General features: G+C 62.7%; 1 protein-coding gene (running past one end of the window). It reads right to left on the bottom strand.

Annotated features, from left to right (window positions below; translation table 11 throughout):
- Positions 1 to 142: 142 nt before the first annotated feature.
- On the bottom strand, positions 143 to 12,990 hold the final stretch of the coding sequence (locus V7S54_RS23475; protein WP_336408922.1) for an LEPR-XLL domain-containing protein. Its footprint extends 14,617 nt past the window's final position; the window shows 12,848 of its 27,465 coding nt (coding positions 14,618–27,465); its start codon lies beyond the right edge, outside the window; the stop codon is at positions 143 to 145.

The raw sequence follows: 12,990 nt of genomic DNA on the forward strand, positions 1-12,990 counted from the left end.
TTGCGGAACTTTTGCCAGAGCGCTTGATCCAAAATAGCGTACTTCACCGCCCCCGGGCCTTCGACCGGGGGCGGTGGTGCATATTCCCTGGCAATGTGATCAGTCATGCCGGCACGCGGTGGCCAGACAGTTTACTCGCACGCTAGCGCCCTCCAAAGAGACTGACCAGTCGAGAAAGCAGTCCCTTTCGGGCCTCCCACTCGATTATGCCGTTCAACACTTCTTGCTCACTCGCATCCGCATCATTCTCACCGGCGCCTGAAGTCTTGGCGGCATGATCTCCGACCTGTGTCCAGGCCGTTGGGTCGACAAACGTGCCGGTTGCCTCGTCGAAGACCCATGACTTCTCGTCGCTACTGCCGAAGCGCGCTATGCCATCGCCCCCACCCGTTGCCGGTTGCCACGCGGCCGCCAGAGCGCCTCTGCCGCTTCCGGCCCAGCCGGATGCCGCGGCTGTCTCGTTCGCCTCGCCAACCCCTGGGACATGGAGATCCGAGGCGCTGATGCCGGCAAGTTTCATCAGCCGTCGCTCAGTCGGGGTTACGAACAGACCCAGCTCCTCATCGAACACCTGGGCGTCGTTTCGCGTTTCGGACTGGGTTGCCGACAGCGGCAACCGGCGCTCGCCGACCTCAAGCGTTTCGGCCATGACGCCGCCGACAGCATCGTCGGCAGAGTGGACCAATCCGGCCTCGTGACCCATTTCATGGAGCAGGACCGAGAGCAGATCGAAGCGTCCCTCGGCTGGGCCGCCACCGATCGCCTGCCACTTACCGTCGACAAGGCTGTACTCCTCGTTATCCTGCGGCGTGAGATCGACGAACCAGCCCCGTCCGGCGGCGTTGCGGTCGATCCTGATTGCGCCGAACACGGCTTCGGCCAGTCGGTCGCCCTCAAGATCGACGATCTGCAGGTCGATCGTGCCGAGGCGCGCCAAGGTTGACGCATCGATCAGTCCCGATTTCGCCCAGAGGGCGACGGCATCGTCGAGCACCGACAGTGCCTGTCCTCTCGTGATCTCGCCACCGGCGACGGTCGTGCCGCCGGTCGCCGCCAGCAGATTGGTCGACGTGTTGAAGGCGGGATCGTTGGTACGGATCAGGAAGCGATCGAACGAGCTTGATCCGACACGTGACATCGTGCCGAAGCCGCCATCGACCAGTGCAGCATTGAAGCCATAGGTGCCGACGAGGCCGCCGTTCACCTGAATGCTGACCGCCGCCCCCTTGAAGATCAACTTCAAAGTATAGTCGACGCCGACATCAAGGACGCGACTGAAGGACTGATCGATCTTGTAGCCGCCCTTGGCACTGACGTGGCCGACAAGGACCTTGTCGTTCACCGCATCGAGGGCGACGAACTTGTAGTCGTTCGGACCATAGCTGTCGAAGACGATACCGCCCGTGCCTGCCGTCAGTAGCTTGGCCTCGAGTTCGAGGTAGGAGTCCGCCCGGAGCTTGGTGCCAAGGTTGAACGTGCTGATGGAAGCGCCGGCGGCGCCGACGAAGCGACCACCTGCGACGGTCCAGCCCGTGGCCGCCGTACCGCTCATCGGGAACCGGCTGGTTGCGTCGAAGTTGTCGGTATAGTCAAGCGACAGGTTTGGCGGCAGGATCTGAACCGAGAAGTTGTCCACCTTCGACTTGGAGCCATCGTTGCCGGCGCCCACCAGGCCGCGGTTGAGGCCCACGGGCACGCCATCCTCGATCCTCGGCGCGAAGGTGTAGCCGAACCAGTTCACACCCGCGACCGTCACCGTGACGTTCGTGCCGTTGACGGCAAGGAGCACGTCATAGGTTATGCCAGCCTTCAACTGGACGGGCTTGTTCGACTGGGCGACCTGGTGCCAGCCGCTGGCGTCGCGGTAGCCCATTTCGATCTTGTCATTCGAGATGTTGATACCAGCCCATTTGAAGTCGGTCGGCGAGTGGTAGTCGAAGATGACATAGGAGTTGGCCTTCCAGCCCGCCAAAGGCTTCTGAGCGGTGATCTTGGCCGAGATCTCGAAATAGATCGGCAGGTACTGGTCGGCATAGAAGACGGCAGCCGCCTGCCCCCACGATGTCTCGGATTCGACCGACATCATGCCGCTCGAGACTGAGAACTTGCCCTGGTCGGCGGCGAACACGTCGAGCGTGCCGTCGTTGAAGTCGGCCGTGCGCAGAACGTCGCGTCGTCCACCGGGGATATTGCCCGGTTGCGGATCAGTCGGTCCGCCTGTCTGGTCTTGCCAGATGCCGTGATCCTTCTGGGTCACCAGGCCAAGTTCGCCTTCGACCCCGCCCTGGAACTGCGACACATGGCTGTATTGGTCACTGCCATTGACGCTTCCGGTATCGGCCGTGCGGGTGATGTCGACACCATCGCTGAAGGCTTGCGCATAGAGGAAGTCGAAGAGCTGCGGCGGCACCTGACGGCTGACCGTCGCGATGCCGAACGGAGCGAACGGCACGAGATAGCTGTTGAACTCGCCGACCCAATCGATCAGGCGGTCGCCGCCGGTGTTGCCGATCAGGATGTCGAGCCCGGCGCCGCCGAAGACACGATCCTCGTAGACCGGATGCGTTTCCGGCTGGTCGTTCATCCAGCCATTGGTGCTAAGCACATCGTCGGCATTCATGAGGTCATTGCCCCAGCCGCCATAGATGTGATCGCGCCCTGTGCCGCCGACGATCCAGTCGTTGCCGAGGTCGCCGAAGATGGCGTCACTGCCGTCCGTATTGTGGTCGGCGAAGGCGATCGGCGTGCCGTTGGGCGAGAACGCGATCGCGCCGTTGACCAACGGTCCCTCATTGTCGACCAGGTTGAGGAAATACTGGAACTGGGTCGGCGCAGCACCCGACTTCCAGACGGTTCCGTCAGCATTGAACAGAATCGTCCGGCGCGGATCGTATTCGTCATAGAGGAAGAATTCGCCGAGCTTACTCTGAACCGGTTTCGGTGCGTTCCACGGATCGGTATCGGCACCAAAGCGCAGGATGTCTCCCGGGTTCCAGGGCCGTGTGAAATCGGTGCGCACCAGCCCGACCACGACGCCGTTTTCGAAGCGCTGGGTGTAGCTGAGCGGCAGGGCTTCGCCGCCACCGACGGCATCGTCACCGGCGCCGCCATGGATGAAGTCGTCGCCGAGACCGCCGAAGATGATGTCGTCGACGACATTGGCGTCGAACAGCGGATCATCCGCGCCCTGAGCGTTCGGCTTCAGGTTATAGGGCGTGAGGTCGACCGATTTCTTCAGCTGGCCGCCGATATTGATCGTCTCGGTCTGCACCTGCCCGGGCGTGTAGATGAATTCGTTGAGCACGTCGCCCTGGCTGGTGCGGGTATCCGGATCTGTGGCAAGGAGGGCCAGGACGCCGTAAAGCGGCTCGGCATAGGTGGCGCTGTTGCGGCTCGTGAAGATCCGTCCGTCATCGCCGAGGATGCCGTCCTGGCCAGTACCGCCAGAGATCCAGTCATTGCCCCAACCGCCGATCAGATCGTCATTCTCGGCATCGCCGAACATGCGGTCGTGGCCGCCGCCGCCGTAGGCGATGTCGTCGCCGGTTTCGCCGTGGAATTCGTCATGGCCGCCGATGTCATTCTTCGCCCACAGACCGAATTCGCTGCGATGGGCCGCGTCGTTCGGGTTCGTCTTCGAGAACAGGTCAGGACGGAAATCCGGGCCGCCCGGTGTGTAGTCGAGAAGGTGCACGCCGCGGACGACGATGCGTTCGGCGCCGGTGCGGGCCGGATCGTTCACATCGTAATTGTACCGGACGTAGAGCTGTTGGTTTGCCAGCCCGTTCGGGTTGATATCGACCCCATTGATCCCGACAATACGGACGATATTACCGTTATCGCCGACCATGGTGTCGGCATCGCGGGCATAACGCGCAGCCGCAAGGGTGCCGTCGCCCGGAAGGTCGAGGTCGTTCCGGTCGATTTCGCCGCCGGTACCGCCGAAGATGTAGTCGTCGCCGTCAGGCCGTGCATTTGCGTCGGTCAGGCTGAAGAACGAGGACGAGCCACCGACCAGGTCGTCCTGGCCGAGGCCGCCGAACAATTGGTCATCGCCACCACCGCCTTCGATGTAGTCCTGGCCATCGCTCGCAGCAGCAAAGGATGCGATCACCGTCAGCGGGCCGATCGGATCGGCAACACCGCCCGACGTCCGGGAGGCGCCGACATGCGACGTGCCGGCGAAGGCAAGTTCGATACCGCCGTCGCCCTGGATGACGTCATTGTCCAGTTGGCCGAAGATTTCGTCATGACCTTCGCTGCCGGCAATGTAGTCGTTGCCAAAACTGCCAACGCCGGCAGCTCCCTGGTCGAAGGCGAAGGTGTGAAGGGTCGCATAGTCGACCGCATACTCGCTCCACCACGGCGCGCCGTCCGGGTCGCGGTAACGGCGTGCGATACCGTCGACCAAGAGGAGGCCGCTGTTGTCGCCAGTGACGGTGCCGAAGCCAGCCGGAATAGGCCGATCCGTACGGCTGTAGAGCAGCGCGCCGGCCAAGGTCTGGAAGCGCTTGCTGAATGTGTCGTCCAGCAAGTTGCCGTCCGCGCCGCCCTGGCGGGTGAGGTAGACGTTGTCGCCGAAGATGCGATCGTCCTGCTGGTCGCCGTCCAGCATGTCATGGCCGGCACCGCCGACGATCACGTCGCGGTCAAGCCCGCCGAACACGATATCGTCGGCGCCGTTCTGCAGCTCGGCCGACTTGATCGCCGTCACGAGCACGAGCTCGGTCGTCTGGATTCGCTGTTTGAGACCGGACGGCAGGTTCGGATCGTCCACGAACATCTCGATGATGCCATGGTCGGCGAAGATGATGTCGTCGAAGTCGCCGAGTACGCCGGCCGCAGCGACGGCACTCGGGCCGTAGCCGAGATGGGATGCTCCATCACCGAAGATCAGGTCACGGCCGGCCTGCATGAGATCGCGAACCGCCGACTTCACCGGCTTGATCGTCGTGCCGTTGGTGTTGGTGTTCGGGTTGGCGGAAGGCAGCGGGCTGTTGTCGACCGTGTCGATGAAGAGCTGGCGGGTGAAGATGTTCACGTTCACGCCGCTGTCGCCATAGATATGATCGACGCCGCGGTTGCCGATGATCAGGTCGTCGCCGGAACCACCGGCCAGATGATCGCCGGCCTGGCTGCCATAGATCGTGTCGTTGCCCGCACCGCCGTAAATCGTCAGCCCGACGGTGGGCAGACTCCCCCCCGGAACATTCGCAAACAGTGCGCTGGCGTCGATGACGTCGTTGCCGGCGAGCTTGTAGGGATTGGCGAGCGGGAAGACCCATTCATCGTCTTCGTTCTCGCCATCCTGCAGTTGCGGGAAGGGATCGAACGGCTTTTCGCCGAATTCCATGCCGAGCACGTTGTGCGGCTGGCCGGAATACCAGATGCCATCCTGGCTGGTGTCGCCATAGATGACGAGCGGCGAGTTCGGACCTGCGCCGCCATTGACCTTGATGTAGTCGCCGCCGACGCGCTTGCCGCTATCGAGCGTGGTGTCATAGCCGAAGACGGTCAGTTCGACGCCCGTTGCCGGTGTCAACGCCACGTTCTGCAACGTCATCACCGCGGCGGTCAGCGCCTGGATCGTGAACGGTCCGGCATGGCCGCTGACATAGACCTTCTGGCCGACATAGAAGCCGTCTGCTTGCCAGCTCCCGGCGCTGCGCGTCAGGCTGTTGGTGGCAACGTTCATCGCGCCGGAAGCGGTGATCGTGCGTGCTTCGGCGACATGCAGAGAGCGTTCGGCATAGCTGTTGAACGCATCGGCCGCCAGCGAGACGCCGGCGCCCTGCCCGATGTGGGTGTTCGGCGCGCTCAATACCAGGGCGCTGAGATCGCCCCAGGTCAGGGCCGAGTTCGGCGGCGGCGGAAGGGTCGCGTCGACGATGGCAAGGATCGTCCGGGTGTAGGTCTCGCCCTCAAGCTGGATAACCTGGCCGACCTGGTACCGGTCTTCGGACCAGTCGCGCCCATCGAGGCGGGTCACGACGATCGAGCCACCGCCGGCACTGGCAATGTTCATCTTGCCGGCGCTTTCGAGGTACATGTTGCCGCCGCCGTGGACGAGCGTCAGGCCGCCATGCGCACCCTGCACATAGAAGCTCTTGACCGCATCGTTCTGCGTGGCGAGCAGCGCGCCTTCTAGCTTGAGCGAGAAGCCGTCATCGGAGATCTCGATGATGCGGAAGTCGCGCTTGCCGTTTTCATCGACCATGGTGATGAGGTGACCGGCAAGATAACCCTCGTCCGCCCACTTGATGCCGTCCTGACGGGTGACGATGCCACCGGTATAGGTCGGATCGATACTGACATCGGTGACCACCGTTTGCAGGATCGCGTTGGTGACCGGGTTGATGCGGTTGATGGTCCGGGGCGCGTCGCTGACGAGCGCGAGCTGACCGCCGGTGACGCGCATCGTCGAGCCGACAATCGAGACGATCTGGTATTCACCCTTCGCGAAGTCCTCGTCGATAGTGATGAAGTCGCCGACCGCAAAGCCGGTCCATGAGCCTCCATCGGTGCGCTCGATGATGCCGCCGGCAACCGTCTGGGCGACGTCGACGGACGTGTTGACGGTGATCACGTCCTTGTCGATCGCGGTGATGGTCAGTGCGCCGCTGGCAACGCCAGCGAGCGATGGGCCGCTGAGAACCAGGATCGAATTGTCGTTCGGGTCGGCGCCTTCTTCCGGATGCAGCGGATCGATGAGGGCGTCGTTGATCGCGACGACGGTCCAGGTGCCCACCTGCCCCGCAATCTTCACGGTCTGGCCGACGAGGAAGCCCATGGCCTTCCAATCGAAGCCCGCGCGCACGATCGTGCCGCCGTTGCTGCCATTCGGCGTCACCGTGAAATTATTGGTGACCTGAACGGAGGGCGCCGGATCGAGCGTGCCCTGGATGACGAGGCCATCATTGCCCTCGCCGAGCATCAGATTGACGACCTCGATGGTGCTTTGCGTCGCATTGGTGCCGAACTGGCCGTCAGAACCGACGCTGATCTTGCCGAAGCTGACGCCGCCCGGGAAGAAACCGGATTCGCCGAAGGTCGGGTCGCCGGTGACACCGAGGCCGAGGCTCAGATCATCGGCCATGTTGAAGCCGGTCAGCGTCGTCTGCGTCATGACGCCGTCGACATCTTCCTTGCTGGTGTCGTTAAAGATGTTGAGGACATCGATCTGTTGCGATTCCGGCGGCTGGGCGCCGATGGCGATCAGGAAGTCGTCCGCTTCACCCGGCAGTTTCAGGCCGTTTTCCAGAGAACGGTCAGCGCCCGTCGGGCCGCCTTCAACAGCCAGAGGTCCGCGCAGCTTCGAGAGATAATGTCCCGAAGCCGGGAAGACCTTCACGCCTTCGCGCGTGACGGGGATGTCGTAGTTGTCGTCCGCCTGCAGGACGACTGTCTGCTGGATATAGTAGTTCCCCGGATTGAACGTCGCGACCGCCGCGGTGCGCAGCACCTTGACGCCCGCAAGCGTGCTGCCGACCGGCAGCAGTCCAGCGTTCTCCGAGGTGATCTGGATCGTGGCATCCTTGGTGTCGTTCTCGCCGCGAATGATCGCGATCTTGAAGTTGCCGATAACGTTGTCGGCGGCGTCGAAGACACGGATCCACTGGCCTTCCAGGAAACCATAGGCGAGCCAGCCGTCCGCATCGTCGGCAAGGCCGGCGATCGTCATCCGATAGGTGGGTGTGCCGTCCTCGATGACCGTATGGAACTGGATATTGCCCGTGAAGGCGCCATCGCTGGCGAGGTCCGAGAGGATGACATCGGCAAGCTGGCCGCCGGTACCGAACGTCCGATCGACCTTGATGAACTTGCCGTCGACCGTGTCGATCGCGGTGATGTAATAGTCACCGCCGTTGCCGCCGGCGTTGCCGACGCGGATCTGCTGGCCGACGAAGAATCCTTCATCGACGAAGCTGCCGAGATCGGCGCCCGTGCCGCGGGTAATCTTGCCGTTGAGGCCGTCATTGCTGAAGACGAGGTTGCCGTCGAAAATCTGCGTCGGCCTGAGCCCGCCGATCACCGTATAGCCCGAGCCGGGTGTGACGGCGACGCCGTTGACGCTGACGACATCCGCCAGCCCGTCGGTGACGATCGCGACCTGTACGGTGGTGCTGGGCGCCTTGGTCAGCCGGATCGTATAGTCGTCCGTGTCGCTGCCATCGGCATTGAGCAGCGTCGTGCCGCCGCTTTCGAGCACGACGGCGCCTGCCGTGTCGTTGTCAATGACTTCGATGTCGACATAGCCGGGGCCGGAGCGCAGATTCGGAAAGACATAGTCGTGGTCGGCGTCAGTCGTCAGAACGTCGTCGCGCTGGAAGTAGATGACCGCCGTATGCGGATCTTCGCGCGGGATATCGTCACGCGCCTGAACGCCGATGCGAACCGGGTCATCCCAGTTGGTATGGTCGAAGGTCAGCCGCCAGTAGCCGTCGGCATGTTTGTACATGCGGTCGCCGACCGAGTTGAAGATGTTCGTCGGATCGTCGACATCGAAGATCTGGATATCCTCGTCGCTCGCCTCGTTGAGGAAGAGCTTGACGACGATGATGTCGCCTACCTCCGGCGCCGTCTGAAGCTGAACGAGGATCTCGTCCGTCAACTGGGTCGTCGGGCTGCCTTCGATGACCAGCGACCGGCCGTCTTCGATGTTCGTGCCAGGCGCGACCTCGGTGACATAGATCCCGGGTGTGTCGTTGTCCCTGACCAGCACTTCGACGTTGCGGACGTCGGCCGCGTCAAAGGGGTCTCCATCGGGATATTCGGCATCGATGTCGATGACATTGGTGTCGACGCCGCTCAGATCGGAAATCACGCTGTGCTGGATGACGACCACGCGGTCGCCTTCTGCCCGCGGGTCGTCCGGCGCATAGACGTAGACCATCTGCGGATTCATCCAGTTGCTGCTGTCGAACCGCAGCACGACCGCGCGATCCTTGATAATCTGCGGTACGCCGTTGACCATGACAACATGCTGGAAGTCGCTGTCGGTGACGGTTCCGCCGGGGTTGACGGTGGACAGCCAGATCGTGTCGCCGAGGCCGTTCGGCAAAGGCGCTGGGTTCAAAAGTGTGCCGTCTTCCTCTTCCTGCGGCGAGCGTGCCGCAGACACGGTGACATAGACCACCTGGCCGGCGAGCGGAGCGATTGCCAGCTTCACGGTGTAGCTGTCGACATTGACCGGGCCGCCTTCGCGCACGGCAGTAAAGCCGCCGGTTTCGTCGATGCGGATGATGCCCTCTTCTCCGGAAGCGACGTTGTAGTCGAAACCGTCGACCAGCACACCGTCGTAGAGCGCGTCACCGGACGTGACGAGATGATCGACAGCACCGGAGGCCCCTTCGAGCTCGCGGGTCACTATGTCTTCGGTCACGTCGCCGGTGACGTTGATCGTATCGGATCCCAGGCCGCCAATGACGCGATAGGCAACACCGAAGGCCGTCGACTGGACAAAGAACTCGTCGTCACCTTCGAGACCATCGACTTCGACCACTTCGATCGTGGTGTAGCGCACATTAAGGCCGGCGCCGAAAATGCCACGTTCGGTGATCGCAAAGTCGTCGGCGAACTCCGTGCCGAGGATGACGAGCTTGTCGAAGCCCGTGCCGCCGTCGACGGAAACCGGAGCATTAACGTTGTACTGGACCTCGTCCTCACCACCACCGGCGCGGATGTCGGGCGCCCGCGCAACAGAGAAGCCGAGCCCGATGATCGGCATCGCAACGCCCTGGTCGTCGCGCACGATCACGTCGTCGGTGTAGTCGTCGGGCGTGGAATCGGCATCGGCAAAGTTAATGACGCCGTCGCCATTGGTGTCGAGCGTGACAGCCGGCAGGTCGTCCTGGTCGATCGTGCCGTCGCCATTCCAATCCTGGTTGGCAACAGCGGCGATCGCAAAGGCGCGCACGATGAACAGGTCGTTGTTGTCGTCGCCTTCGAGCCTCAGTTCAGCCTGGTTCGAATAGACACGGAACTCGTCGTTGCCCGTTCCGCCCTGCGCGACCAGCGGCGCACTGATGCCGGGGCTCAGCCAGCCGCGTGTCGTAGCAACCATGTCCGGGAAGACGTCCTGGGCGAGCAGGCCGCCGCCAAAGAACGGCGTGACGCCGTTTTCCGGATCATCGGTGCGCTTGTTGCCGAAGATCTGCCCGATCTGGAAGGAGTCGTCCCCCGCTCCGCCCTGAAGCGACACGATCGCCGTCGTATCGTCGGAATAGAAGTTGTCGTTACCGCCGAGGCCTTCGACGGTGACGCGACCATTGAGGGCCGTGTCGTAGTTGATGCGTGCGCTCTCGTTCGACGGTTCGTTGTCTTCGATCGTGTCCGCATAGGTGGTCGGCTGGCCATAGACCATCGCGACATAGGCCGGGCGATCAGCCGTTTCATGCGGCAGATAGTTCGCGCCGCGCAGCAGGAAGATGTCGTCGATCGGCTTGTTGCCGTCGCCGTCCTTGCCGTTGAATGCCGAGTTGTAGCCATAGATGTTCAGAGCATCGACGCCGTCGTTGGAGCGCCCGCTGTCGAGCACGTTGATGACGTAGTTGCGGTTGAAGTCCGTACCGGCATTACCGAGGCCCGGATTGTTCGAGCCGAGCGTGTAGACCTCGTAGAGGTCGCTGCCGGAGACACCGTCGAGCGTCAGCGTATGTTCGGCTGCCGTCGTCATGTTTGGCGATGTCTGCGTCGCAGTATCCTGCAGGTAGTAGACCATGAAGCGATCTTCGCCGTCGGCGTTGGTCGGGTCGAGGTTCTGGCTGCCATAGGCCCGCGTCTTCGAGCCGAGGAAGATATAGCCGGGGCTGCCCTGAGTATTGGTGCCGCCGGCGCCCGAGGGATCGCCGAACTGGATGGTATCGACATCGGTGTTGCCGAAGATCCAGGTCAGATTCGTGGCGTGAGGCGCAGTCGTCTTTGGTGCAGCGGTACCAACAGGCGTGCCATTGCTCTTGTTGCCGGGCGTTACTGCGGCATTGGCGATGATGCGCCCGCGCAGCAGCATGACCGAACCGAAGCCGATATCGGCATTGGCAAGCAGGGTGATGGCCTCGTCGAAGGCGGTGACGTCGCCATAGATGTCGATCCGCTTGGCGGCCAGGATCTCGCTGTTCGAGTCGAGTGTGACGTTGTCGCCGACGCGCAACTGCACATTGCCCTTCTCGGCGAAGATCTGGCCATGCGGGATGAGACGCTCGGCATCAGCCTGGAAGGTCGGGAAGGTGAGGCCGTCCTCCGAGAAGCGTGCACTGCCGCTGTGCAGTAGATCGAGGTTTTCACCCTGGACCGCCGTCTCGCGCACGGTGATGCGAATGTCGCCGTCATAGGTATGGGCGAGCACGAGCCTGAGGTTGCCGGCGCTCTCGCCGGGATTAACGGGTGCTTCCGCCAGATAGATATTGTTGTCGGCTTCGAGGGCGACGTCGTCATTCGACGAACCACGCGATGAATCGATCTCGAGGTCATTGTTGAAGGCACCGATCGAGCCGCCGCCATTGGCGTCGAGATCGATGCTCTGGCCGAGCAAGTCAGCGAAATCGTCGCCAGCGCCGTTGTTGCGCGCATCGAGGATCGAGCCGGCGACGGTACGCAGCGAGATGTCACGCGTCGTATGGACCGTGTGGACGAGCAGATCGCCGGCAACTTCGTCGAGGAAGATGCCAAGCGTGCTGTCTGCGGTCGTATCGAAGGCCCTGAGGACACCGAGGCCGCCAAGGCCGTTGCGGATGTCGACGTTGATCTCGAGGAAATCGGTCGGCAGGCCGATACCGCCAAGCGGTGAATTGATGTCGAGCAGCGTCGGGTTGAGAACCTGCGCAGCGACCTGTGCATGGTTCGGATTGAAGAGACCGACGCCCGCGGCCATGGTGATGTTGCGGCCGGCGACATCGGCTTCGACATCGCCCTCCGTCAGGCCGCGCGCATCGATGATGCGCCGCGGCGAATAGAGCAGCACGTCCGACGCGGTCGACTTGATCCGCTCGACGCGCATGTCGCCGGTCTTTTCGCTCAAGGCGATATAGCCGTTGGTCACCACATCGATATCGCCGTTTCCGGTGATTTCGGTGATTCCGAGGACATTGATCGTCGTTGCGCCGGGATCGGGATTTGCTGCAGCGACGATGATGTCGCCACCGCTGGTGACCGCTCCGGCCTGGAGGCCGGGCAGAGTCCGATTGCCGGTAGCCGGATCGATGCCACGGAAGTCGTAGGTGGAAGCGATCGGCGTGTTGCCGGTTCCGAAAACGCCGCGGCTCAGCTCTTCAGGAAGGCCGCTGTCCGGCCGGAAGAAGTTGTAATGGGTGATCCCGGCTGCCTGGCTCGGCGCCTTGACGAGCACGCCGCCCGAGGCGCCTGCGCCGCTCTGCTCGAGGCTCGCCTGTAGCAGCACATTGGCGCTATCGCCGGCGCTTATCCGGTCGATTTCGACAATGTAGTAGCCGCCGCCGAGATCTTCGCGCAGCAGGGCCTTGAGGTCGAGGTTGATGTTCTGGACGGCATCGACGGTAAATGTCTCCGCCGCAATCAGGCTGTGCTGGTTGGTGAGCGGCCCGCTCGGCGAAAGATTGATCGCGACACCGGCGAGGGAATTCGCCAGCGTGCTCGCCAGCTTAACGCTCAGGCCATCGGACGAAGCGATGACATAGTAGTAGCCGCCATCGACGAGCCCACCGATCGCCGTGCTGACCGCGTCATAGCGCACGAGTTGGCCGGTATAGAAGCGGTTCTCGTGCCCGAGGAAGATCCGCTCCGTCAAGCCGCTGACACGGCCGGTATCGAAGCTGACAAGCTGCGGCAGGCCGGCGCTGTCGACGATGTCGATGTTGACGCGGTTTCCTGTCGTGCCGACGTTTTCGTCCGCCCGGATATTGAGGATGTGCGTGCGGATCAGGGATTCCCGGCCGTCGCTGCCGAGCACACCACGATCGTTGGTCGCGAAAACGGATCCGTCGGTATTGACGATCGAGGTGGTCCCGATCGGGTTTT

It is taken from the genome of Ensifer sp. CCNWLY38 (genome assembly GCF_037120565.1).
GTDB lineage: Bacteria > Pseudomonadota > Alphaproteobacteria > Rhizobiales > Rhizobiaceae > Ensifer > Ensifer adhaerens_H.